22 protein-coding genes and 1 tRNA gene are annotated in these 22,882 nt (G+C 66.3%); 3 read left to right on the top strand and 20 right to left on the bottom strand.

Annotated elements, in window-relative coordinates; translation table 11 throughout:
• Positions 1–31: 31 nt before the first annotated feature.
• The 9 genes from AC3A5N_RS07570 to AC3A5N_RS07530 are packed head-to-tail and all read right to left on the bottom strand — an operon-like array spanning position 32 to position 8,074.
• On the bottom strand, positions 32–211 hold the full coding sequence (locus AC3A5N_RS07570; RefSeq protein ID WP_487736693.1) for a hypothetical protein: 180 nt from the start codon (positions 209–211) through the stop codon (positions 32–34).
• Positions 208–975 carry an MBL fold metallo-hydrolase gene (locus AC3A5N_RS07565; protein ID WP_487736692.1) on the bottom strand — a complete coding sequence of 256 codons (768 nt, stop codon included), beginning with the start codon at positions 973–975 and terminating at the stop codon, positions 208–210. Before AC3A5N_RS07565 ends, AC3A5N_RS07570 begins: the two co-directional genes overlap by 4 nt.
• Positions 972–1,748: a TatD family hydrolase gene (locus tag AC3A5N_RS07560; protein WP_487736691.1), complete on the bottom strand. Its 777-nt coding sequence runs from the start codon at positions 1,746–1,748 to the stop codon at positions 972–974. The genes AC3A5N_RS07565 and AC3A5N_RS07560 overlap by 4 nt, the downstream gene beginning before the upstream one ends.
• Complete coding sequence (gene metG, locus AC3A5N_RS07555) at positions 1,748–3,307, bottom strand: methionine--tRNA ligase (protein WP_487736690.1); 1,560 nt, start codon at positions 3,305–3,307, stop codon at positions 1,748–1,750. Before metG ends, AC3A5N_RS07560 begins: the two co-directional genes overlap by 1 nt.
• Complete coding sequence (locus AC3A5N_RS07550) at positions 3,300–4,262, bottom strand: DNA polymerase III subunit delta' (RefSeq protein WP_487736689.1); 963 nt, start codon at positions 4,260–4,262, stop codon at positions 3,300–3,302. The genes metG and AC3A5N_RS07550 overlap by 8 nt, the downstream gene beginning before the upstream one ends.
• Positions 4,259–4,900, bottom strand: a complete 642-nt coding sequence (gene tmk / locus AC3A5N_RS07545; protein ID WP_487736688.1) for a dTMP kinase — start codon at positions 4,898–4,900, stop codon at positions 4,259–4,261. The genes AC3A5N_RS07550 and tmk overlap by 4 nt, the downstream gene beginning before the upstream one ends.
• Positions 4,897–6,057, bottom strand: coding sequence for a D-alanyl-D-alanine carboxypeptidase family protein (locus tag AC3A5N_RS07540; RefSeq protein ID WP_487736687.1), 1,161 nt, complete (start codon positions 6,055–6,057; stop codon positions 4,897–4,899). The genes tmk and AC3A5N_RS07540 overlap by 4 nt, the downstream gene beginning before the upstream one ends.
• 33 nt (positions 6,058–6,090) lie before the next feature.
• Positions 6,091–7,068: an SPOR domain-containing protein gene (locus tag AC3A5N_RS07535; protein ID WP_487736686.1), complete on the bottom strand. Its 978-nt coding sequence runs from the start codon at positions 7,066–7,068 to the stop codon at positions 6,091–6,093.
• Positions 7,052–8,074 carry a lytic murein transglycosylase gene (locus AC3A5N_RS07530; RefSeq protein ID WP_487736685.1) on the bottom strand — a complete coding sequence of 341 codons (1,023 nt, stop codon included), beginning with the start codon at positions 8,072–8,074 and terminating at the stop codon, positions 7,052–7,054. Before AC3A5N_RS07530 ends, AC3A5N_RS07535 begins: the two co-directional genes overlap by 17 nt.
• Before the next feature lie 123 nt (positions 8,075–8,197).
• Here AC3A5N_RS07530 and AC3A5N_RS07525 point away from each other — a divergent pair.
• Positions 8,198–8,287, top strand: a tRNA-Ser gene (locus AC3A5N_RS07525).
• A gap of 253 nt (positions 8,288–8,540) precedes the next feature.
• Here the strand turns inward: AC3A5N_RS07525 and AC3A5N_RS07520 are convergent.
• The 7 genes from AC3A5N_RS07520 to AC3A5N_RS07490 are packed head-to-tail and all read right to left on the bottom strand — an operon-like array spanning position 8,541 to position 15,665.
• The gene (locus tag AC3A5N_RS07520; RefSeq protein ID WP_487736684.1) at positions 8,541–9,269 is read right to left on the bottom strand and encodes a sulfotransferase-like domain-containing protein; all 729 of its coding nucleotides are present in this window, start codon (positions 9,267–9,269) and stop codon (positions 8,541–8,543) included.
• Positions 9,266–10,192, bottom strand: a complete 927-nt coding sequence (locus AC3A5N_RS07515) for an aminotransferase class IV (RefSeq protein WP_487736683.1) — start codon at positions 10,190–10,192, stop codon at positions 9,266–9,268. The genes AC3A5N_RS07520 and AC3A5N_RS07515 overlap by 4 nt, the downstream gene beginning before the upstream one ends.
• A 4-nt stretch (positions 10,193–10,196) precedes the next feature.
• The gene (locus AC3A5N_RS07510; RefSeq protein ID WP_487736682.1) at positions 10,197–12,059 is read right to left on the bottom strand and encodes a monovalent cation:proton antiporter-2 (CPA2) family protein; all 1,863 of its coding nucleotides are present in this window, start codon (positions 12,057–12,059) and stop codon (positions 10,197–10,199) included.
• 56 nt (positions 12,060–12,115) lie between these two features.
• Positions 12,116–13,525 carry a dihydrolipoyl dehydrogenase gene (gene lpdA / locus AC3A5N_RS07505; RefSeq protein WP_487736681.1) on the bottom strand — a complete coding sequence of 470 codons (1,410 nt, stop codon included), beginning with the start codon at positions 13,523–13,525 and terminating at the stop codon, positions 12,116–12,118.
• Positions 13,518–13,925, bottom strand: a complete 408-nt coding sequence (locus AC3A5N_RS07500) for an acyl-CoA thioesterase (RefSeq protein ID WP_487736680.1) — start codon at positions 13,923–13,925, stop codon at positions 13,518–13,520. The genes lpdA and AC3A5N_RS07500 overlap by 8 nt, the downstream gene beginning before the upstream one ends.
• Before the next feature lie 5 nt (positions 13,926–13,930).
• Positions 13,931–14,332, bottom strand: a complete 402-nt coding sequence (locus tag AC3A5N_RS07495) for a hypothetical protein (RefSeq protein ID WP_487736679.1) — start codon at positions 14,330–14,332, stop codon at positions 13,931–13,933.
• A 1-nt stretch (position 14,333) separates the two neighbouring features.
• A complete protein-coding gene (locus AC3A5N_RS07490) occupies positions 14,334–15,665 on the bottom strand; it encodes a pyruvate dehydrogenase complex dihydrolipoamide acetyltransferase (protein WP_487736678.1) in 1,332 nt (443 codons plus the stop codon).
• 115 nt (positions 15,666–15,780) lie between these two features.
• Here AC3A5N_RS07490 and AC3A5N_RS07485 point away from each other — a divergent pair, with 115 nt between their 5' ends.
• Positions 15,781–16,233 carry a universal stress protein gene (locus tag AC3A5N_RS07485; RefSeq protein WP_487736677.1) on the top strand — a complete coding sequence of 151 codons (453 nt, stop codon included), beginning with the start codon at positions 15,781–15,783 and terminating at the stop codon, positions 16,231–16,233.
• Here the strand turns inward: AC3A5N_RS07485 and AC3A5N_RS07480 are convergent.
• Complete coding sequence (locus AC3A5N_RS07480; RefSeq protein ID WP_487736676.1) at positions 16,230–16,619, bottom strand: hypothetical protein; 390 nt, start codon at positions 16,617–16,619, stop codon at positions 16,230–16,232. The genes AC3A5N_RS07485 and AC3A5N_RS07480 overlap by 4 nt on opposite strands.
• A 110-nt stretch (positions 16,620–16,729) precedes the next feature.
• On the opposite strand from AC3A5N_RS07480, the gene AC3A5N_RS07475 reads away from it, so the two are divergent.
• The gene (locus AC3A5N_RS07475) at positions 16,730–17,512 is read left to right on the top strand and encodes a helix-turn-helix domain-containing protein (RefSeq protein ID WP_487736675.1); all 783 of its coding nucleotides are present in this window, start codon (positions 16,730–16,732) and stop codon (positions 17,510–17,512) included.
• Here AC3A5N_RS07475 and rnr read toward each other — a convergent pair.
• From rnr to AC3A5N_RS07460, 3 genes are all read right to left on the bottom strand, one after another.
• Complete coding sequence (rnr, locus tag AC3A5N_RS07470) at positions 17,509–19,782, bottom strand: ribonuclease R (RefSeq protein ID WP_487736674.1); 2,274 nt, start codon at positions 19,780–19,782, stop codon at positions 17,509–17,511. The two genes, AC3A5N_RS07475 and rnr, sit on opposite strands and share 4 nt — an antisense overlap.
• 113 nt (positions 19,783–19,895) lie before the next feature.
• A complete protein-coding gene (locus tag AC3A5N_RS07465; RefSeq protein ID WP_487736673.1) occupies positions 19,896–21,233 on the bottom strand; it encodes a M28 family peptidase in 1,338 nt (445 codons plus the stop codon).
• Positions 21,234–21,321: 88 nt separating this feature from the next.
• Positions 21,322–22,863, bottom strand: a complete 1,542-nt coding sequence (locus AC3A5N_RS07460; protein ID WP_487736672.1) for an aminoacyl--tRNA ligase-related protein — start codon at positions 22,861–22,863, stop codon at positions 21,322–21,324.
• Positions 22,864–22,882: the final 19 nt, after the last annotated feature.

The following is a 22,882-nucleotide window of genomic DNA, read 5'->3' as shown; positions in this document are numbered from 1 at the left end:
ATATATTATGTAAAATAAGAGGGTGACGGAGCTAGCCGCCCCATCCGCCGATCGACGAAAACAGGAATGCGACCCCCACGAAGATCGCGATCCACAGCAGCGCCATGCGCACGCTCTTCTTCCAGTCGAACCGGAACGACGCGTAGGCAGCGATAGCCACAGCCAGCCATCCGATCAGCGAAACCATTCGGAGCGCATCGAGATCCGTCACAGCACGACCTCCATCCCGTCGTAACCCACTAGGACGCCATCCGGCACTTCGTCGGACAACGTGCGGTAATCCATGCTCTTGTCGAGATGCGTCAGCACGGTACGCCGCGCCTTGCAGCGCTCTGCGAGATCGAGCGCCATGGCAAGGTGCGCATGCGTCGGATGCGGCTCGCGGCGCAGGCAATCGGTAACGAGAAGATCGACGCCCGCGAAGATCTCGACCATTTCATCACGAATTTCACTGAAATCCGTTGCGTAAGCCACGGATTTCCCGTCAATCTCGAAGCGAAACCCTGTGGATTGCGCCGGTCCGTGGGCCATCTGACACCATGCGATGGAGAAGCCGGCGCAAAGCCTCAGTCGATCGAGCGCTTCCAGCGAGACGATCGTGGGATAGCCGTGCTGCCCGGCGAAGACGTAGTCGAACCGTCGCCGCAGGCGATCAGCCGTCACGGCGTTGGCGTACCCCGGGATCGGTCCGCCGCGCCCATAGCGAAGCACCCGCAGATCGTCGATACCGTGACAGTGGTCGGCATGGTCGTGCGTCCAGAACACCGCGTCAATTGCGTCGATGCGGTTGGCCAGGAGCTGTTGGCGGAGATCGGTAGACGTATCGACCAGGATCCGGCGCCCCTCGTTGCTCTCGAGCAGAATCGACACGCGGGTGCGCCGATTTCTCGGCTCGTCGGGATCGCAATCGCCCCAGTCGTCGCCGATCCGCGGAACCCCGGTGGACGTGCCCGAGCCGAGCAGGATGCACTTCACGCCTTCGCCTTCGAAAAGAGGCGGTAGAAGTTGCGCGTGGTGGTCTCCGCAAGCTGCTCCAACGGTTCGCCGCGCAGGTCCGCAATGAACTGCGCCGTGTTGCGCACGAAGGCTGGCTCGCATTTCTTGCCGCGATGAGGCACCGGCGCGAGGAATGGGCTATCGGTCTCGACCAGCAGCCGTTCTGCCGGCAATCCGGCCGCAATTTCCTGCAGTTCCGACGCGTTCTTGAAAGTCACTATCCCCGAAAGGGAGATCGTCAGGCCGAGATCCAGAACCTTGCGCGCGAATTCGGCCGAAGCGGTAAAGCAGTGGATCAGCGCCGGGAAAGCGCCCTTCTCCATTTCGTCAGCAAGGATTGCGGCAGTATCGTCCTCCGCATCACGCGTATGGATGATCACCGGCAGGTTGGTTTCCCGCGCGACGCCGATGTGCGTGCGAAACAGCGCCTGCTGCACGCCGCGGTCCGACTTGTCGTAATAATAGTCGAGCCCAGTCTCGCCGATGCCGATCACGCGCGGGTTCTCGGTTGCAGCGAACAGTTCCGCGGCGCCAAGATCTTCATGCGCGTCGGCTTCGTGCGGATGGATGCCGACGCTCGCCCAGACGTCGCTCTCGCGTTCCGCGGTGCCGACCACCCTGTCCCATTCGCTGCGGCGGGTGGAAATGTTGAGAAAGCCCCCTACCCCTGCCGCTCGGGCACGCGCGAGCACGTCGGGCTGGTTCTCCGCCAGTCCTTCGTATTCGAGGTGACAGTGGCTGTCGATCAGCATCAGGCCGTCTCGTTCTCCGGCAGCTCGAGACGCGGGAACACGCCGACCGGCTTGTCGAGAGCGAACCCGCCATCAACGAGCGCTTCGAACCAGGTGTCGTTCCCGATCGCGGCGTAGCCGCGCGCATCCTCGGCAACCCCCATCTGATCGAGCAAGGCGCCGGCAGCGCTGGGCACGACGGGCCGCACCGCTATCGCCAGATCGTGCACGCAGCGGAAGAGCGTCATCAGCACCGCCTCCATCCGCGCGGGGTCGGTCTTGCGTAGCGCCCAGGGGGCCTGCTCGTCGACATACTGGTTGCAGGCGAACACTGCTCGCATCCAGGCCTCCAGACCGACCGAGAAGTTGAGCCGCTCGAACTCACGCGGCAGATCCTCGGCGCAGGCGGTACGTACCGCCGCCGTCAGCGCCTGGTCCGCCGCGTCCGGCTCGCGCACGGCAAGTTTGCCGTCCATGTTCTTGTGAATCATGGATAACGTCCGCTGCGCCAGATTGCCGAAGCTGTTCGCGAGCTCCGCATTCGCGCGGGTCACGATCGCTTCGGGCGAATAGCTGCCGTCCTGCCCGAACGCGATCTCGCGCAGGAAGAAATAGCGCAGAGGATCGACCCCGAAGCGTTCCGCCAGTTCGAGCGGATCGGTCACGTTGCCGACCGATTTGGATTCCTTCTGCCCGCGGTTGAGCAGGAAGCCGTGGCCGAAAACCTTCGTCGGCAGCGGCAGCCCCGCGCTCATCAGGAAGGCAGGCCAGTAGACCGTGTGGAAACGGACGATGTCCTTGCCGATCAGATGCAGGCTGGCGGGCCAGAACTTGCGCCAGAGCTCGGTATCTTCGGGATAGCCGAGGCCGGTGATGTAGTTGGTCAGCGCGTCGACCCAGACATACATGACGTGTCCGTCGTTGCCCGGCACCGGCACGCCCCAGTCGAAGCTCGTACGGCTGACCGAAAGGTCCTTCAGCCCGCCGGAAACGAAGGCGATCATTTCGTTGCGGCGGCTCTCCGGTTCGACGAATCCCGGCGCGCGCAGGAGCTCCAGCAGCGGTTCCTGGTACTTCGAGAGGCGGAAGAACCAGCTTTCCTCGACCGTCCATTCCACCGGTGTGCCGTGCGGGGAGAGCTTCTCTCCGCCTTCACCTTCGACAAGTTCCTTCTCGTCGTAGTAGGCCTCGTCGCGGACCGAGTACCAGCCTTCGTAGCGGTCGAGATAGAGGTCACCGCTGGCCTCCATTGCGCGCCAGATTGCTTGGCTGGCGCGGTGGTGATCCTCCTCCACCGTGCGGATGAAGCGGTCATACGAGACGTTAAGGGCATCGGCCATCACCTTGAAGTAGCCGGCCATTTCGTCAGCCAACTCGCGCGCGGTCCTGCCCTGCTCGGCCGCCTTGCGCGCCATCTTGAGTCCGTGCTCGTCGGTGCCGGTCTGGAAGCGAACTTCGCGCCCCATGGCCCGCTGGAACCGGGCGACGACGTCGGCTGCGACGGCCTCGTACGCATGGCCGATGTGCGGCCGGCCGTTCGGGTAGTTGATTGCGGTGGTGATATAGAAAGGATCAGGCATCGGCGCGCTCGCTAGCGGGCGCGGCGGAGGCGAGCAAGGTGCCGATCTCCATTACCAGCAGGCCCGGATCGAAATTGTAGGTCGGGGCTTCCCCGGCGAGGCGGACGAGCGCAGCGTGCGCGTCGACCAGATTCGACCAGTCAGCCCTGCCTTCGCCAGCCATCTGGCTGGCGAGCACCGAGCGGGCAAGGTCGAGGACCGCGACCATCCTCTCGCGATCCGGACGCGCACCGATCGCCTCGGCCAGTTGCCCGCGCAGTTCGAAGCTCTGGTCGCCTTGGTGGACGATCCGCGTCATTAACCTATCGAGCGGAGCGAGGTCGCGTTCCACGAACTCGAGCGCCGCACCGGGAGAGCCGCTCGCGGCGCGCACGGCCGCCTCCCGCGTTCCCGCATCGGCATCGGGCGCTTCCGCGGCAAGCCAGGCCGCCAACTCCGCCTCGCCGAGCGCCGGGAACCGCAGCACGCGGCAACGCGAGCGGATCGTCGGCAGAAGCTTGGCCGGCCTGTGCGCGACAAGCAGGAAGAAAGTGCCCGCGGGAGGCTCCTCGAGGCTCTTAAGCAACGCGTTCGAAGCGCTCTTCTCGAGGTCGTCAGCCGGGTCGATGATGACCGCGCGGCGCGATCCCAGCGTGGGCCGGGTGGTCAAGCGCTGCTGCATCGCACGGATCTGCGCGACGGTGATGTTGCGTTTGACCTCGTACGGCTTGCCTTCCTCGCGCTTGCGTTCCTCCTTCTCGTCCTTCGGCAGGTGCGTGAGAACGTGGACGTCCGGATGGACGCCCTGGGGCTGAGGAATGCCCGGCTCGGCGCACAGCTCGCGCGCGGCCGCCTCTGCGAAGCGCATCTTGCCGAGACCGCGCCGGCCCGCGAGGAGCCATGCGTGGTGCATGCGCTCGCCCTGCAGGGCATCGCGCCATTGCCGCCAGGGTTCGTCGTGCCCGAGCATCGTCATCGCGCTGCCTCCCGCAGCAGCGGCTCGATCACCTCGAGAACCCGAGCGTGGACCTGCTCGGGCGTTCCTGTGCCGTCGACGACGGCGAAAGCCGAGGGGGCGGCTGCCGCGAAACCTCGGAAGGCCTCCGCCACCTGCGCGTGATAGCCGGCGTCGCGCCCGCCGATCGCGTCGGACCGTCCGGCATCGCGCGCGGCCAGGCGCTCGGCCGCGATGTCGGGCGCGACGTCGATCAGCAGCGCAAGATCCGGCCGCAGTCCGCCGCTGCCGATGTCGTGCAGCGCCCGCACTGCATCGTCGCCGATCCCGCCGGCGCTGCCTTGATAGGCTCTGCTCGAATCCACGAAGCGGTCGCACACGATCCATCGCCCATCTTCGAGCGCGGGGCGAATGCGGCGCGCGACGTGATCCGCACGCGCGGCAGCGAAGAGCAGTGCCTCCGCAGGTGCGCCCCACCCTTCCCCCGGCGGGTCCAGCAGGAGCCCGCGAATGGCTTCGGCGCCTGGTGTGCCACCGGGTTCGCGGGTCAGCTCGACATCGACGCCGCGCACGGCGAGCGCTTCGGCGAGCATCTTCGCCTGGGTGGACTTGCCCGTCCCCTCGCCGCCTTCGAGCGCGATGAAGCGGCCGCGGATCATCGAAACACACCTACCACGCCGTTCACCAGTCGCTGCCAGGCGTTCGCCTGCGGGACGGCCTCGCCCGTCAGCAGCGGCACCCGCGAGGGCGGCGCGCCTTCGACCGCGATTTCGAGTTCCGCGACGTGCTCGCCTTCTTCCAGCGGCGCTTCGAGCGGACCGTCGTAGCGGATCGTCAGGCGCGGTGTGGCTCTGGTCCCGTCTGGATAGGTCGCGTGGATCGGCCCTGCCGCGACCAGCGGAACCGTGCTGCGAGCGCCCTCCTGTACCAGCGCTTCACCGACATAGCCGCCGCGCGCATAGAGCTTGCGCGTGTCGAACGCCTCGAAGCCCCATTCCATCATCGCAATCGACGCCTCGTTGCGGTCGCGCGGCGTCGGTGCAGTCGCCGCGACCATGATCAGCCGCCGGCCGTCACGCTCGGCGCTGCCGAGGAAGCCGTAGCCGGCCTGATTGGTGAAGCCGGTCTTGATCCCATCCGCGCCCTCGACCTTGCCGGTGATAGGGTCATGGTTCGCCTGCGCGATTCCCCGATATGTCATGCCCTCGCGCCCGAAATAGAAGCTGTAGAGATCCGGGTGACGGACAATCATCTCGCGGGCGAGGATGGCCAGGTCGTTGGCAGTGGTGAATGTCCGCCCTTCGTCCATCCAGCCGTTGGGCGTGCCGAAGTGGCTGTCGGTCATCCCGATCTCCCGCGCCTTGGCGTTCATCATCGCGACCCAGTTGTCGACCGAGCCGGCCGCGCCTTCCGCCAGCACCACCGCCGCGTCGTTGGCCGAAACGCTCGTAACCCCGAGCAGCAGCGTCTCGACCGTGACGGGTTCGCTCCTGTCCAGGAACATGCGCGATCCCTTGCCAAACCACTCGCGGTAGGCGTTCTCGCTCATCATGTACGACTGGCCGGGGGACAGCTCGCCGGCATCCATCAGCTCGAAGGCGAGGAACGCGGTCATCACCTTGGTGATCGAGGCGGGCATGAAGCGCCGGTCGGCCTCGCGGGAAAACAGCACCTGTCCGGACGAAAGGTCGACGAGCAGCGCGATCGGCGCGCCCGAGAACGGCTGCACCGTGCCCGGCTCGGGATCGGCGCTTCCCGCCGCACTGGCAAGCGCCAGCGCGGGAAGAACGGCGAAATATCGAAGAAGACCGGTCAATTGCGCTCCCGCCGCCGGCGGGAAGCCGGCGGATCAACCTGCTGTGGACACTCTCGCGTCGCTATAACCGGCAGCGCGTACCTTGGCGAGCGCGGCTTCGGCCTGTCCACGGGTCGCGTAAGGGCCCGTGCGGACGCGGTAGAAGCGCCCGGCCTTGGAGACGAACCCGCCCAGCGCAACGGCTGCCCGATCGGCGTTTTCCTTGCTCGAGAAGGCGGCAGCCTGAACCACGAAGGCGCCAGCGGGCGGTTCCGATTGCGCCGGCGCCGCGCCCTCGAGAGGTTCGAGCGGGTATGCCGCGGCCGCCGGCTGCCCCGATGGCGCAGACGGTGCGCTCGTGGCCGGTTCGGCGCGTGCAAGGGGCGGCGGTGCGGTGGGCGGGCCCGCCGTCTGAACGCCCGAGGGAACGGGCGGCCTGCGACCGTCCGCCAGGCTGGCCGATCCGTGCTTGGGCAGACTGCGCCGCAACACCCCGAGAAGGGTCTCCGGCGTGTCCATGCGCAGCGGTGCCGTGCGGCCGGCGCGAAGCTCGGCGCGCTGCACCTCAGGTGGATTGACCCGGCGCACACGCACGGGTGCTCCCGCGCCTGCGCCGAGCTGCACAAGCGCGTCGGGCGACAGCGCCACCAGTTGCTTGGTCGACATCGGACCCCGCCGCTCGACCCGCGCGAGAATGGTCCGGCCGGTCTCGAGCGAGGTCACTTCGACGTAGCTCGGCAGCGGAAGCGTCTTGTGGGCCGCGGTCACGCCCGCGGCGCCCTCGTCGGCAGCCAGATAGCCGACCTCGTCGTAGTTCATCACGTCGGTGGGGACGTACTCGATGCCGTCGATCGTAAATGGATTCCCCAACACCATCGGATAATCGGCCGCCGGTCCGGTCGCCTGCGCCGCGAGCGGCGATCCCGCTTCGGCAGCGGGACGATCGCCTCCACCGGCGAGCCCGCACCCGGCCAGGGCGACGCTCAGTGCGAGCGCGGCGGCTCCACGAAACAGGTCATCGGGCAATCTCATCTGCAAGCAATCCCACACTCATCGCGTAGTAGTTCGAGCAGTTGTATTCGAGGATAACCCTATAATTTGCCGTTAAGAGCCACGCCGGAGCGCCGGGCCCATCCGGCTGAAAGAGCGAGGCCATCACGCTGTCGTCCAGCGGGCGCTGCGGCTGAACGCCGAGCGCACGCCACTCGCCCACGGTCCGCCACTGGCTGTGCCGCTCGTGCACGCGCGGACAGACCGGAGAGACGACCTTGCTGCGCACCGCGGACCAGTTGAACCCGCTCGGCACCGAGGCGCGCACGCCCCAGGGCTGGCCGGCCCGCCAGCCTGCATCGCGGAAGTAGTTGGCGATCGACGCCAGCGTGTCGGCACTGTTGCTGAAGATGTTCGCCCGTCCGTCACCGTCGCCGTCGGTCGCCAGACGCAGGTAGACGCTCGGCAGGAACTGAGGGTTGCCGAACGCGCCGGCCCAGCTCCCCTTGAGCTGCGAGCGTGGATAGCCCTTGTCGGCGACCTTGAGCAGGTCGACGAACTCGCCCGCGAACAGCTCCCGCCGGCGCCCTTCCCAGGCGAGCGTTGCGAGCGCCTGGGCCAGATCGAAGCTCCCGGTCACCGCGCCGTAGGCCGTTTCGTGGCCCCAGATCGCGACCAGGATTTCACCGGGCACGCTGTATTCGCGCTCGATCGCACGGATCGTGCCGATCGACGAGGAATAGGCGCGCTTGCCGCCGTTGATCCGCGCGGCATCGACATGCCTGTCGATATAGGACGACAACGGCGGGAACCCGCTACCGCTCGACGACGACCCCGGCTGTCCGCGGTCGAGCTCGATCACCCGGTGGTTGGGTTGAAGACCCTGAGTCATGCGCACGATCGTCGCTTTGCTCACCCCTTCGGCCCGCGCCCGTGCGGTGAGCTGCTGGAGATAGCTATCGAACGGCATGTCCTGCGCCGCGACGGGAACGGCAGGCGTGAACACGGCGGCGGACAGGGCGAGGGTCAGGAGAGCGCGCTTGATCATGTGGACGTTGTGGCAGAGCTCAGTTTAACCGCAAATGATTTTCGATGTTTATGCTGGCGGCAGAGCCGAACCGACGCGCCGATGATGACAACCGCGCGCGCAGCCGCTAGCGCGCAAAACAGCGGACAGGTGGCCGAGTGGTTTAAGGCAGCGGTCTTGAAAACCGCCGTGGGTTAACGCCCACCGTGGGTTCGAATCCCACCCTGTCCGCCACTTTCCGACGTTCAATGAATCGGTGGCGGGGCCGACCTCGGTTCGGCGGGGCCGTGTTCCCTGCGTGTGCGGAGCAGGTGATCTTCGCGGACGCCGCCTCTTCGGTTCGCCTCGCAGCGGTCGCCCTCGTGATCCTGCGGGTCGTCGTCGATTTCGTACTCCATCGCACCTCTCCTTCGATGGAGAAACGCGTGGGACTTCAAGTGGTAACGGCGTCGTCGGTGGAGCGCCCGGTTTTTTCGCCGAACCGCTGTCAGGCGGTAATCGCGTGGCCTTGCAGCGCCTCGTAGTCTGCGCGGCACGCGTCCGCGACTTCGCGGTGGCTTTCGCCGAGCATCGGCAAAGGACCGGGAGGGTTGCCGAATCCCGTGGAGTCATTGACTCTGTCGTACCAATGCGCGCCCCAGACGCCGTCCTCCCGGTGCGGCCCCGTTTCCCACCGAAGCATGGCGGGATCCCAGTCGATCCCGAGCGCAAGGCATAGCTTCTCCAGCACGCCCGGCGGGTCGGCGAGAATGTCGTCCGAGTCCACCACCGGGGGAATGCTGCCCGTCCGCTCCGCCTCATATTCGAAATAGCGGCGCAGCTGCGCGAAGCCGAGCATCTCGGGCCGGCGCAATTCGTTCTTTGCGCGGTAGCTCGCGACCACCCGTTCCGGCGAACGGATCAGGAAGGCGTGCCGATGATCCGCCATGTCGGCGATTCCCACCGGGCCGACCATATGGTGCGGCATGTGCTTCTGATACCAGATGGGCTCGCCGCCGGGAGAGTCGCCGGACTGGGCCGCCAGCACCGAGCGCCAGTCGCAATCCATCGAGGCGATCGTTTCCTCCGCCATCGGGTGCGGCTCGCCCGTCGCCTTGAGGAACGCGCCGTAGAACGGCTCGTCCGAAACGGCGCAGTCGGCCCGCGAGGAGAAGCTGCGCATCATTGCGGTCGAGATGTTGCGCGGGCCCGACCACATGGCGATGCGGGTCGTCATGGCCGCGCCCTTCCGGCGACATCCCGCGCGAGGCGTTCCAGATAGAGCTGCTGGAGCCGCTCGACCATCGGGCCCCGCTCCGCGCCGAGCACCCGCCCGTCGACCGAGCCGACCGGCGCCATGCCGGCGAAGGTGCCGGTGGTGAACGCCTCGTCGGCGCCGTAGACATGGGTCAGCGAGAAGTTGCGCTCGAACACCGGAATGCCTGCCTCGCGGGCCACTTCGATCACCAGGCCGCGGGTGATCCCGTCGAGGCAGTAGTCGCCCGTCGACGTCCAGATCTCGCCGCCCCGCGCGATGAAGAAGTGCGTCGAGTTGCAGGTAGCGACGAAGCCGTGAGGGTCGAGCATGAGCCCCTCGTCCACCCCCGCCTGCGCCGCCTGGATGCAGGCGGTGATGCAGTTGAGCTTCGAATGCGAGTTGAGCATCGGGTCCTGCACGTCGGGATAGCCGCGGCGCACGTGGACCGTGAACAGCCGAAGCATCCGCATCGCCGTTTCGGGCGCCGGCTCCTTCCATTCGGGAATGATGACGATGGTCGCCGGCGTCACCACCACGCGCGGGTCCTGATAGGGGGTGGAGCGCACGCCGCGCGTGACCATCAGGCGGATGTGCACCCCGTCGTCCGTCATGCCATTGGCGTCGAGCACGGCATAGAGCCGCCTCTCGAGTTCCTCGCGCGTGACGCCGATATCCATGTGGATGGCCTTCGCGCCGCGCCAGAGGCGATCGAGATGCCGGTCCAGAAAGGCCAGGCGGCCGCCATGAAGCCGGATCCCCTCCCACACGCCGTCGCCGAGCATGAAGCCGCTGTCGAACACGCTGACCCTGGCTTCGGCTCGCGGGAAATGCTCACCGTTCACGTCGATCAGAATGGTCTCGTTCCGCGTGTCCGGAACGTAGTGGTGCGTGCCCTGCGTCATTCGCTCAGTGTCCTCTCTGGACGATGTCATCCATCATCTCGCGCAGCTTCGGGTCCCATTCGGCGCGCAGTTCCCTGATCTTCGCGAGCAGCGGTTCGTTCTCGTAGGCCGGAATGTCGAGCCGGTAGAGGTCGGCGACCTCGCGCATCGAAGTGCGGTCCATTTCCTCGAACGCATCCGCCATCGCTCGCGCGCCCTGCGGGTCGGCGCCAAGCGCCTCGTAGGCGGAGCGGCCCATGCGGATCGCCGCGTCGTAAGTCTCGCGGATCACGTCGCGGCATCCCATCGCCCACAGATGGTAGACGTGATCGCGGTCGATCGCGCGGGCGACGACGTGGAGCTGCGGGAAGTTCTTGATCGCGTACTGGACGAGCTTGTCGATCTGCTCCCGCTCATCGAGCGCCACGATCAGCAACTTAGCGCGGGCGATCCCGGCGGACGCCAGCAGGTCGGGCCGCGTCGCGTCACCGAAATAGCTTCTCACCCCGAACTTCTTGAGATGCTCGAGATGCGTCGAATCGTAATCGATCACGGTGGCGCGATAGCCGGCGATATCGAGCATGCGGTCCACGATCCCGCCGACCCGGCCGCGCCCGGCGATGATGATCGGATTCTCCTCTTCGATCGAATCCGCTTCGCGCTCCTCGCCGCGGCAATAGGCGGCTTCGATCAGCCGGTCGTAGGCGATGAACAGCAACGGCGTGGCGAGCATGGTGAGAGCCACGATCAGCAGCAGCAGGTCCGCCGTTTCGCCGTCCAGCACGAAATTGGCCACCGCGAAGCCGATCAGCACGAAGGCGAACTCGCCTGCCTGCGCGAGGCTGAGAGAGAAGAGCCACGACGCCTGGCGCCGGATCCCGGCGGCCCGCGCGATCAGCGCTAGAACCGCGACCTTCACCGCGATCACGACCGCAGCCCAGAAGAGCACCGTGCCCCAGTTCTCCATCGCCAGCGCGAAGTCGATCCCCGCGCCTACGGTGATGAAGAACAGGCCGAGCAGCAGGCCCTTGAATGGTTCGATGTCGCTTTCGAGTTCGTGCCGGTATTCGCTGTTCGCGAGGACCACTCCGGCGAGGAACGTGCCGAGGGCGGGCGAGAGGCCGACGATGGTCATCAGCAGCGCGATGCCGATCACGAAGACGAGCGCGGTAGCGGTGAACAGCTCACGCAGATGAGCGGCGGCGATGAAACGGAACACCGGGCGGGTAAGATAGGTGCCGATGAGCACAACCGCGCACACCGCGGCAAGTGTCGTCAAGCCGGAGAGCCAGACAGGCATGCCCTCGGTCAGGTTGAAGCCGCTGCCGTGGCCATGAGCGGCTCCCGCGACCGCTGAGCCTGCCGAGGCCAGTTCGGGCAAGGCGAGGAACGGGAGAATGGCCAGCATCGGGATGACCGCGACGTCCTGAAACAGCAGGACCGAGAAGCTCCCCTCCCCACCTTCGCTTTTCAGCAGGCCCTTCTCGGTGAGAGTTTGCACCACGATCGCCGTGGACGAGAGCGCCAGCACCATGCCGATCGCAAGAGCGGTGCGCCACGCCTCCCCCGCGAGCATCATGGCCCCCGCGAGCGCCACGGTAGTCAGCAGCACCTGCCCCCCGCCGAGCCCGATCAGGCGCCGGCGCATCTCCCACAACTTCTTCGGCTCGAGCTCCAGCCCCACGATGAACAGCATCATGACGACGCCGAACTCGGCGAAGGCCTGGAGCGCATCGACGTCGACCCGCAGCGCGCCGAGCAGCGGCGAGATCGCCATTCCGGCGAGCAGATAACCGAGCACGGAGCCGAGCCCGAACCGGGTGGCGAGCGGTACGGCTACCACGCCCGCGATCATGATCACGAAAGCGAGGATCAGGAACTCAGTCATCTCGCTCTCCCTCGCCTCGGTTCCCGTCCGGGCCGCTTAGTGCCCGTAGGTGCCCGTCAGATGTGTAGCGCGCGTCCGTAAGCGCCGAGCACGCTCTCGTGCATCATCTCCGAAAGAGTCGGATGCGGGAAGACCGTCTGCATCAGTTCGGCTTCGGTGGTCTCCAGCGTCTTGCCGACGGTATAGCCTTGAATCAGCTCGGTTACCTCGGCTCCGATCATGTGCGCGCCGAGCAGTTCGCCGGTCTTCGCGTCGAACACGGTCTTGATGAAGCCTTCCGCCTCGCCGAGCGCGATCGCCTTGCCGTTGCCGATGAAGGGGAAGTTGCCGACCTTCACCTCGTGGCCCGCCTCCTTCGCCTTCGCCTCGGTCATGCCGACGCTGGCGATCTGCGGGTGGCAGTAGGTGCAGCCCGGGATATTGTTGCGGTCGAGCGGGTGCGGGTGGACGTCCTTGTTGCCCAGTTCCTGCGCGATCGCCTCGGCCGCAGTGACGCCCTCGTGGCTCGCCTTGTGCGCCAGCCACGGGCCCGGCGTGCAGTCGCCGATCGCCCACAGACCTTTCGTCTTCGTGCGGCCGTACGGATCGATCTGGATGAAGCCACGGTCCATTTCGGCGAGTTTCTCGAGCCCGACATTCTCCGTGTTGGGCTGGATGCCGATGGCGACGATCACGTGACTGAACTCGCTTTCGGAGACCTTGCCGTCCTTCGCCTTGATCTTCGCTTTCACACCGCTCGCGCCGACTTTCAGGTCTTCGACGCCCGCGCCGGTCATGATCGTCATGCCCTGCTTGGTGAGCGACTTCTCGAGGAAAGTGGAGACGTCCTTGTCTTCCACCGGCACGATCCGGTCGAGCATCTCGACGACCGTAACTTCCGCTCCCATATCATTGTAAAAACTAGCGAATTCGATCCCGATCGCGCCGCTGCCGATGACCAGCAGCTTCTTCGGCATCTCGGGCGGAGTCATCGCGTGGCGATAGGTCCACACGCGCTTCCCGTCCGCCTTCGCAAACGGCAGATCCCGCGCTCGCGCGCCGGTGGCGACGATCACGTGTTTCGCCTCCAGCTTCTCCTCGCCCTTCTCGCCCTTGACGGTCATCGAGGTCGGGCCGGTCATGGTCCCCTCGCCCATGTGGACCGCGATCTTGTTCTTCTTCATCAGGTGCGTGACGCCCTGATTGAGCTGCTTGGCGACGCCCCGGCTGCGCTTCACCACCGCTTCAAGATCGGCCTCTATCTCTTTGGCTTTGAGGCCGTAATCCTGTGCGTGTTGCATGTAGTGGAAGATCTCGGCCGAGCGCAGCAGCGCCTTGGTCGGGATGCAGCCCCAGTTGAGGCAGATGCCGCCCAGGTTCTCGCGCTCGACGATCGCGGTCTTCAGTCCGAGCTGCGCGCAGCGGATCGCGGCGACATAGCCGCCGGGGCCCGAACCGAGCACGATAACGTCGTATTTGTCAGCCATTCGTCATTTCCTTGGGGAGTGATGTCGCCGCCTCGCCGACCGCGCGCGGGCGATCGTTTTCATCGAGCAGCACGAACTTGAAAGTTCCGGCCGCGACCCTGACGGTCGCCTCGCCATTGCGTTCGCGCGCGATTGCCTCGGCGGCGATGGTCAGCGACGTGCGACCGGCCGCGGCGATGTCGCAGTAGACCGAGAGTTCATCGCCTACCCCCATCGCACCCGGGAACGCGAAGTCGGTGGCGGAGACGACGACCGCCTTGCCCCGCCCTACCCGGCTTGCGAGCGCCCCAGCCGCGAGCGCCATCTGGCTCATCAGCCATCCACCGAACACGCCCCCATAAGGGTTGGTGTCCGCCGGCATTGCGGTGACGCGGATCATGGGGACGCGGGTGGCACTCATGTCCGTCATCCCACCACCAGTTCAAGGTTCTCGGCGATGACCCAGCCATGGCGGCACGGCCCGTCATACAAGCGGCTCTCCGGCACAGGGCTGCTGACACGGCAGTCACCGAGTTCCTGGAACTCGCCTGACGGATAGACGATGCCCTGCCACTCGCCTTCCGCTTCGCACAGCCAGACGAGCGTCTGGTGCGGAAGGCTCTCGCTTTCCGGAGCCTGCGGATCGGGGCGCTCGTGTACCGGCTCCTCTTCGTCGTAAGTTGCGATGCGTGCGATCCCTCCACAGGCATCCGCCGCGGGTCCCTCGAGCCCGATCATCGGCACGCGCACATCGCTGACCGGTGCGGCCGGGGGCGCTGGCGGACCTATGACCTGCACGGTCAGCAGGATGGCAGGCAGCAGGCCCACGTCAGACGAGCAGCCCCATCGGGTTCTCGACCAGGTTCTTGAACGTGTCCATCAGCTTTGCGCCGTCCACCCCGTCGATCGCGCGGTGGTCGAAGCTGCCAGTGGCGGTCATCACCGTGGCGATGCCGAGCGCCTCGTCGATCACATACGGCCGCTTCTCGCCTGCGCCGACCGCCAGGATCATCGCCTGCGGCGGATTGATCACGGCGTCGAACTGCTTGGTGCCGAACATGCCGAGATTGGAGATCGAGGCCGTGCCTCCCTGATACTCGTGCGGCTGCAGCTTGCCGTCGCGGGCCTTGCCGGCGAGTTCCTTCATCTCGGTCGAGATTTGCGCAAGGCCCTTACGGCCCGCGTCGACGATGATCGGCGTGATCAGGCCGCTCGGCGCAGCAACCGCGACCGAAATGTCCTGCCGGGTGTACTGGTGCAGTTCGTCGCCCTGGAAGCTGACATTGCACTGCGGCACGCGCTGCAGTGTGCGCGCGAGAGCCTTGATCAGGAGATCGTTGACCGAGAGCTTGACGCCGTCTGCCTTAAGGCTGGCGTTGAGCTCCCCGCGCAGCTTCAGCAGCGCATCGAGCCGCACGTCCACCGTGAGGTAGATATGCGGGATCGTCTGCTTCGCTTCGGTGAGGCGGCGCGCAATGACCTTGCGCACGTTGTTGAGCTTCTGCGCCTCGTAAGGGGCGCCGAACTCGCTTTGCTGAGCACCCGCAGGGGCAGCGGCCTTCGCCGGCTGAGCGGCCTTGGCAGGAGCTTCCGTCTGCACGGTCGCTGCCGGCGCACTCTCGACGTCCGCCTTCACGATTCGCCCGTTCGGCCCGCTTCCCTGAACCGAGGCGAGATCGATCCCCTTCTGCTCGGCGATTCGCTTGGCGAGCGGAGAGGCGATGACACGGTCACCTTCGGCTTTGGGTGCGGCGGCCGCTTTGGGCTTCTCGGAAGTCTTCGCTGAGGCCAGGACTTCGGGCGCAGCGGAAGGCTTTTCTTCACCGCCGGAGTCGCTCGCCTTCGCGGGGGCTGGTTTCTTCTCTTCATTCTCGGCAGGCTTTGATTCTGCTGCCGCTTTCGCGTCGTCCGGGTCCTCATCCTCGCCGGCCAGCGTGGCGATGATGGTGCCGACTTTCACGCCTTCGGTGCCTTCCGGCACCTCGATCTTAACGATCGTTCCTTCGTCGACCGCCTCGAATTCCATCGTCGCCTTGTCGGTCTCGATCTCGGCCATCACGTCGCCTGCGCTGACCTGATCGCCTTCCTTCACGAGCCATCGGGCGAGCGTGCCCTCCTCCATGGTGGGCGAAAGGGCGGGCATCTTGATCGGCGTCGGCATGTTTCCGTTGGGTCCTCGCGAGTTTTCGGCCCTGCTCTGGCCAATTTGACGCGCACGGGCAAGGTTCTTGCGCGGAATACGATTTCATCGGATACCCGCGTCCGGAGGGCAAGGCATGCGGGTCTATCTCGTGATCATGGACGAGACTGAGGAAGCGCGTAAAGCGCTGCGGTTCGCCGCGCGCCGTGCGGCCGCGACGGGCGGCGCGGTGCATATCCTCGCGCTCGTCCAGCCGCAGAGCTTCAACGCTTTCGGCGGAGTCCAGGCGACGATCGAGCAGGAAGCACGCGATCGGGCCGAAGTCATGGCAACCAGTGCGGCAGGCAATCTCTATTCCGAAAGCGGCAAGATGCCGACCATCGCGGTGCGGGTCGGTGAAGGTCAGGCGGTGATTAAGGATTACCTTGCGGAGCATCCGGAGGTCGCGGCGCTGGTCCTCGGCTCCGCACCGGAGGGCGGGCCCGGGCCGCTCGTGACGCATTTTTCCGCGCACGCCGGCTCGCTGCCCTGCCCTCTCTTCGTGATCCCCGGCTCGCTGAGCCCGGACGATATCGACCAGTTGAGTTAGGCGGCGGACGGCCGCGCGCCGAGCGCCTTCAGCCCCCGCCATTCGAGAATCACGAACAGCTCGACCACGATCGCCTGTGCGATGATGACGGCATGGCCGAGTCCGGTCAGCGCGTCGAGGTGGAGCAACCAGACCGCGAGGCTGGCGAGCACCCATCCGGCGTTACCTGCGACCACAACTGCCAACAGCGGGCGCGACGGCCTATAAGCGAGGAACGCCAGCAGCGCCGCCACCGGCAGGCAGATCCAGCCGGCTGCGGCAACGATCGTGGTGGGCAGGCCCAGCAGACCCGCGACGGTAGCGGTGGCGCCCACGCAGAGCGCGAAGAAGAGCGCACAGCTCGCCGCGTCGAGCACCAGAGCCTGGGTAAGAGTGATATTGCGCATGTGCTTTACTCCGTTGATTGGACAAGCGCACTGGTTGCAGCGGCGGCGAGGCAAGTCGATTACCTGCCAGGTAATGGCGTCCAAACTTCTCACGCGATAGGAAACGCCTCATGGAACAGGCCCCTCTTGGTGAGTTGCTGCGCGAATGGCGCGCGCGGCGGAAAGTCAGTCAGCTCGACCTCGCACTGGCAAGCGAGATATCGGCGCGGCACCTCAGCTTCATCGAGACGGGCCGCAGCGCACCCAGCACGTCCGTGATCGACCGCCTCGCGCGCGAGCTGGGCATGCCGATGCGGGCGCACAATGCGATGCGGATCGCGGCCGGATATGCCCCCGCGCACCATGAGCGGCCTCTCGACGATCCGCAACTCAGCGACGCACGGGCGGTCGTCGAGCAGGTTCTCGCGGGTCATGAGCCCTACCCTGCGCTCGCCGTCGACCGGGCGTGGAATCTGGTCGCCGCCAACGCCGCTCTCCCACTGCTGCTTGCCGGAGTCGCGCCCGAACTGCTCGAGCCGCCGGTCAACGTGCTGCGCGTCGCGCTCGACCCGCAGGGAATCGCGCCGCAGATCGCCAATTTCGCCGAGTGGCGCGCACATCTGCTCGCGCGGCTGTCGACACAGATCGAGGCGACCGGCGACCCGGTGCTCGAGCGGCTCGAAGCGGAGCTGCGCGCAATTCCCTACCGTTCGCTAGGCCCCCCGCCGCAGGCGCACGGCGGCTCGATTGCCGTGCCGCTGCAACTCGACACGCCCCATGGGCGCCTGTCGTTCATTTCGACCACGACGGTGTTCGGCTCGCCGCTCGACATCACGCTGTCGGAGCTGGCGATCGAAGCATTCTTCCCCGCGGATCGCGAAACGGGCGAACGCCTGCGCGCCGCCCTCGGCTAGCGCTTCTTGCCGCGCCCCTGATGGCGGATATTCCCCGGGCGCCCCCGCTTACCCTGGACGAACTTCCCCGTTTTCCGCCCTCGCGGCGCAGAGCGATCGCCGCGCGGTTCGATCGCGCTGCCATCGGCATTGAGGGGTTCGAACTTGAGTGCGCCGGTGAGCGGGTTCGCTTCGCCGAGCTTCAGTTTGAGCCGGTCCCCGCTCGCATAGCGTGTGCCGCTGTCTGCCCCGACCAGAGCCTGCGCCGCCTCGTCATAGCGGAAGTGCTCGGCGCCGAGGGTCGAGACGGGCACGAGTCCGTCGCCGCCGAGCCCCATGATTGTGGCGAAGAAGCCGAACGGCTGCACGCCCGTGATGCGCGTGTCGAACGTCTCGCCCACCCGGCCCGAGAGCCAGGCTGCGACGTACCGGTCTATCGTGTCGCGTTCGGCCTCCATCGCGCGGCGCTCGGCGGTGCTGATCGCATCGGAAACCTTCGACAGATCGTCGCGGTCGCGGTCGGACAGACCAGTCGTGGGCGGTATGGCGCCGCCTTTCGGTGCCGGTTGCTCAAGGCCGAACGCATCCACCAGCGCGCGGTGCACGAGCAGGTCGGCGTAGCGCCGGATCGGTGACGTGAAATGCGCATAGGAGCCGAGCGCGAGGCCGAAGTGCCCCGCGTTCTGCGGCCCATAGTAGGCCTGCGTCTGCGTGCGCAGCACAGCCTCCATCACTTGCGCCTTCTCGCTCTCGTCGGTCACGTCTTTGAGCATGCGGTTGAACAGGCCGGGTGTGATCACCTGCCCCAACGCCAGCGTGCGGCCGAAGGTGGCGAGATAGTCCTTCAGCGCGACCAGCTTCTCGCGGCTCGGCGGCTCGTGGACGCGGTAGACGACAGGCGCGGTCTTGCTCTCCAGCGCTTTGGCCGCAGCCACGTTCGCCGCGATCATGAAATCCTCGACCACGCGGTGCGCGTCGAGCCGTTCGCGAACCGCGATCTCGGCGATTTTGCCGTGCTCGTCGAGCACCACTCGTCGCTCCGGCAGTTCGAGTTCAAGCGGATCGCGCGCAGTGCGGGCGGCGAAGAGCAGCTTCCATGCCCCCCACAGGTGCTGCAGGTGTTCGGGTGCATCGCCCCCGTCGATCGCCTTCTGCGCATCTTCGTAGGCGACGTTGTGGGCGATCCGCACCAGCGCGCGGGTGAAGCGCCACTTGGTCACCTTGCCCTCGGGCGAGATACGCAAGTGGCAGGCCATCGCCGCGCGGTCCTCATCCTGCTTGAGCGAGCAGACGTCGGCACTCAACACTTCCGGCAGCATCGGCACGACGCGGTCGGGGAAATAGACCGAATTGCCGCGTTTGCGCGCCTCGCGGTCGATTTCACCGCCGGGCCGCACGTAGAAACTCACGTCGGCGATCGCGACCAGCGCGCGATAGCCGCCTTCGCCGTCCGGTTCGGCCCAGATCGCGTCGTCATGATCCCGCGCATCGGCCGGGTCGATGGCGACGATCGGCAAATGACGCAGATCCTCGCGCTTGTCCTCGCTCAGCGGCAGCTCGGCTGCGCGCTCCGCCTCTTCGATCGCGGCTTCGGGGAAGATGTGCGGGATGCCGTGCTTGGCGATGGCGATAAGCGAGAAGCTGCGCGGTTCGAGTGGATCGCCGAGCACTTCAACCACGTTGACCCCCGAGCGCGACGACCGGCCGGCGGGCTCGGCGAGGACGAGCTGTCCTTCCTCCGCCCCGCCGAGGTCGGCGATCGCCGAGGAACTGCGCACCCGCTTGTCGACCGGCGCGAGCCAGCCTTTCCCGCCCGCGTCGATCTCGACGACGCCCATCAGCCCCTCGGTTCGGGCCGGGAGCTTCTTCATCACGTGCGCTTTCCACCCGCGCCCGGTTTCTTCGGTGCGCGCGAGGACACGGTCGCCGGTCTTCAACGCGGCTTGGCGCGACTTGCCCTTTTTTCCCTCGATGACGCGCAGCCGCGGGGGCGGGCTTCCATCGTCGGGCTGCCAGCCATCGGGGATCGCGAAGGCTTCGCCGTCGTCGATCTCCACCACGCGCAGAACGGTGACCTTGGGCACTCCGCCCATCCGGTGATAGGCGGTCTTCTTGCCGTCGATCAGGCCTTCCTCGGCCATATCCTTCAGGCGCTGCTTGAGCGCAATCTTCTCCTGCCCTTTGAGGCCGAATGCTTTGGCGATCTCACGCTTGCCCGCAGGGGTGTCCGAGGTCTGGATGAATTCGAGGATCTGCTCGCGCGAGGGCAAGCCTTGGGTGTAGCGGGCCATGGCCGTGCCCTATTCCTCCGGTCCGTTCGTGTCGAGCGAACTCGGGACGCCGAAATGCGTACCCAGCTCCGCCCCTTCCGCTGCGCAGGCAGCATGGACTCAATACGAACGGATCAGGGTTGGGTTTCAGCGAGCGGCGCGAACCCGCCGGCGGGAACCGCGCTGGCAATGGGACTTTGCGTGCCGTCCGCCGCGCGTGCACTGGCGCCGAAGATCCAGTCGTCGCCTCGGACACCTTCAAGTTTCGCGCTGGTCGCGACTACGTTCTCGATCACCGGCTTCTCGCGCCAGTAGGGCTCGTCCGTGCGGCGCTGCCAGATCGTGTAGCCGACGGCGCCGGGGACCTCGTCCCACGTGATTTCGGTGAAGGTCTGGACAGCCGCCTCGGCAGTCGGCGCGGGCGGCATCGGCGCCTGTGCCAGAGCGTCGAGCGCGCGGACGTTGAAGCGGGTGACTTTCGCCAGATAAGCGAAATCCATCTCGTCGATCGTATCGCCGTAGGTTACGCCCTCCTCGACGCGCAGGTCCTGATGCTGGTGATCGTAGTCCTCGACCGCGACGGAGATGCGGACGGCGGGGTAGCCGTTCTCCAGAAATGGAATCTGGTCGCCGCCCCGCCCCATCCGGTCGGTGCGCCAGATCTGCCGCACATCGAGCCCGGCGGGGTCAGCTTCGGCAAGCTCGTCGAGCCAGCGAGAGATGTTCCGACCGGGGCTGTCGTTCTCGCCGCCATTGCGGCGCTGTGCGGCGCGGATCTCATCCGTCAGATCGGCGCGCGGTCCTTCGGAGAACACCCGCACATGCGCATCGTCGCAGTAGCCGTCCGATCCGCAGGACCCGCCGACGATATCGTTGTTGAGCACCGCCTTGACCGTCCAGCCTTGCTCCTCCGCATAATCGGCCAGCAACTGGCCGCCATAAAGACCCTGCTCCTCGCCCGAGAGCAGCGCGTAGACGATCGTGGTGGGGTATTCGTTCTGCGAGAGCACGCGCGCCGCCTCGATCACCAGCGCGGTGCCCGAAGCGTTGTCGTTCGCGCCGGGCGCGTCGCTGGTGAAGTCCGCCACGTCGGAGACGCGGCTATCGATATGCCCCTGAACGATCACCACCTCGTTGGGGCGTTTGCTCCCTCGCTGGATGGCAACGACGTTCACCAGACGCGTCGGTTCGGGCACGCGGTTACCCTGGATCATGCGCTCCGGCAGCGTGATTTCCAGGCAGCCGCCGCAGGCCTCGCTCGCAGCGCGGAACTGCGCTTCGCCCCAGCGCCGCGCTGCGCCGATGCCGCGGGTCTCGCTATCCTGCTCGGAAAGCGTGTGGCGCGTGCCGAAGCTCACCAGGTCCGCGACGTCCGATCGCAGCCGCTCCTGCGAAACGCTGTCGGTGGGGTTGCCCTGCGCGGAGGCGGGAGCAGCAACGAGAAGGGCGGCGAGCGGCAGGAGCTTGTGCATGGCGCGCACTCTTGCCGCCAAACCACTCGAATACAAGACCTCTACGACGCAGACGCGAGTCCCAGCGAAGGCTGGGCCCGTGCATTCGTCAGTAGGCCTTGCCGATCAGAATCCGCTCTACCGCCGATTCCCCGGTAAAGAGGCACGTGCCGTCGGCTGCCGCTGAACCGATCGGCACGTTTCGCACCGTCAGCTTGAGCGCCTTGAGGTCTTCGATGACCTTCTCCAGCGCGGCGCCCGTCGGCTTGGCCCATTGCACTTCAAGCCAGCCCGGGTAGCGGCCGTTGGAGGCGAAGAAGTCCTTCAGCGCGTCCATGCTCTCGATCCCGCGCGTGATGTTGGCCTCGCGCCGATCGCATGCTTCGACGAACAGCGCCTCTTGGATGTCTTCGAGCAGTCCGGGGATCGCCCGAGCCGCATCACCGCGTGTCGGGGCCTCGAATGCCGGCTTGGCGTTCTCTCCCCACAGCCGGTCGCGACGGAGCAGCGAGACGACACCGTTCTCCATGTCGCGCCCGCCGACCTCGACAATCACCGGCGCGCCCTTGCGCACCCAGTCCCAGCGCTTGGCTGCGGCCTTGCCGGGCTTGTCGTCGAGCAGGACGCGCACGGGTTCGCCGAAGGCCGAGGTCCCGGCAAGCGCCGCGCGCAGGCCTTCGCAGTATTCGAGCAATGCAGTATCGCGTTCATCGTCGCGCAGCATGGGCAGGACCACGACCTGCCACGGCGCGAGCTTAGGCGGTACGCGCAATCCGTCGTCATCGCCGTGCGTCATGATCATGCCGCCGATGACACGGGTCGAAAGGCCGAAGCTGATGGTGTGGCAGAATTGCTGTGTGCCTTCGCGGTCTTGATAGCGAATGCCTGCAGCTTCTGCGAAGTTGGTCCCGAGGTAGTGCGAGGTGCCTGCCTGCAGCGCCTTGCCGTCCTGCATCATCGCCTCGATCGACCACGTCTCGACGGCCCCTGGGAAGCGCTCGTGCTCCGGCTTCTCACCCGCGACTACGGGCATGGCGATGTCTTCCTCCGCACAAGCGCGGTAGACCTCGAGCATACGCAGGGTGTGCTCCTTCGCTTCGTCGGCATTCTCGTGCGCCGTATGGCCCTCCTGCCAGAGGAACTCACTGGTACGCAGGAACATGCGCGTGCGCATTTCCCAGCGCACGACGTTGGCCCACTGATTGAGCTTCAGCGGAAGGTCGCGCCAGCTCTGTACCCAGCGCGCCATGGCGTCGCCGATGATCGTTTCCGAGGTGGGCCGGACGACCAGTGGCTCTTCCAGCTTCGCCTCGGGATCGGGCACCAATCCCCCCTCGCCGTCTGTGATGAGACGGTGATGTGTGACGACCGCCATCTCCTTCGCGAAACCTTCAACATGGCTCGCCTCGCGCTCGAAGTTCGAGAGCGGGATGAAGATCGGGAAATAGCAGTTGTCGTGGCCCGTGGCCTTGATCCGTGCATCGAGCAGGCGCTGCACCCGCTCCCAGATGCCGTAGCCCCACGGCTTGATCACCATGCACCCACGCACGCCCGACTCCTCGGCCATGTCGGCCGCGGAGATCACTTCCTGGTACCACTGGGCGAAATCGTCGGCGCGCCGGGTGTTCAGCGCATGGCGGATCTGGGACACGTGAATTCCTGCAATTCGT

Source organism: Pelagerythrobacter sp. Soil_C_18, from assembly GCF_057657235.1.
The sequence above is the reverse complement of the archived record's forward strand: the minus strand, read 5'-3'. Positions and strand labels throughout refer to the sequence as shown.